The organism is Blautia sp. AF32-4BH (assembly GCF_003460565.1).
Lineage (GTDB): Bacteria > Bacillota > Clostridia > Lachnospirales > Lachnospiraceae > Fusicatenibacter > Fusicatenibacter saccharivorans.
Map to the genome: position 1 here is coordinate 1 of NZ_QTVL01000009.1, position 946 is coordinate 946.

Genomic DNA, 946 nt, shown 5'->3' on the forward strand with positions numbered 1-946 from the left:
CATACGGATATGGAATATTTAAGAAAACACTGGTCGGGCAAAAAAGCTTCGGCACCAATGTTGGAGAAAAAGCACGACAAATATTTTCTGCGTTTTACGTATGCGGAAGAGGTAGCTTTAAACCGGACACCCGTCAAAGAACAAACGATCTGCAGTGTGGATCTCGGCATCAATACGGATGCAGTCTGTACCATCATGCGTCCAGACGGAACTATCCTGGGGAGAAAGTTTATTAACTTTCCCAGTGACAAAGACCGGATGTACCGTGTGCTGGGACGGATCCGAAGATTTCAGAGAGAGCATGGATCCCGCCAGGTGCAGGGAAGATGGGCATATGCAAAACGTCTGAATACAGAACTTGGTAAAAAGATTGCCAGGGAAATCGTTTTCTATGCATCAGAAAATAGGGCAGATGTGATTGTTTTCGAATATCTGGAGATGAAAGGAAAACTTTCCGGGAAGAAAAAGCAGAAACTGCAGATGTGGAGAAAACGGGATATCCAGAAACGATGCGGACAGCAGGCACATAGAAAAGAAATCCGAATTTCCCGAATCTGTGCATGGAACACGAGCAGGCTTGCGTTTGACGGATCTGGAAAAATTGACCGTGATATACAGGATCACCGTCTGTGTACCTTTCAGAATGGAAAGAGATATAATTGTGATTTATCTGCATCGTACAATATTGGAGCAAGATATTTTATCCGTGAAATTTTAAAACCCTTACCGGCAACGGAAAGGTCTTTGCTGGAGGCAAAAGTTCCTGCAGTAAAGCGTAGAACCTCATGTGTTTATGCGGATTTGAGAGACTTAATTTCAGAAATGGAACTGCGAAAAGCAGCATAAACACAGGCAGATATACCGTGGACTACCTGTTATGTGGAGACCTGCCGTATCCGGCATGGAAGAAGCGCGTATCCGCGCAAGATCTAAGAAACAGGCGTAT

The 946-nt window shown here is 44.4% G+C and carries 1 pseudogene; it reads left to right on the plus strand.

Annotated features, from left to right (window positions below):
* Nucleotides 1-846: pseudogene (locus DWZ44_RS18720) on the plus strand (IS200/IS605 family accessory protein TnpB-related protein); the annotation flags it as partial.
* Between the last annotated feature and the right edge of the window lie 100 nt (nt 847-946).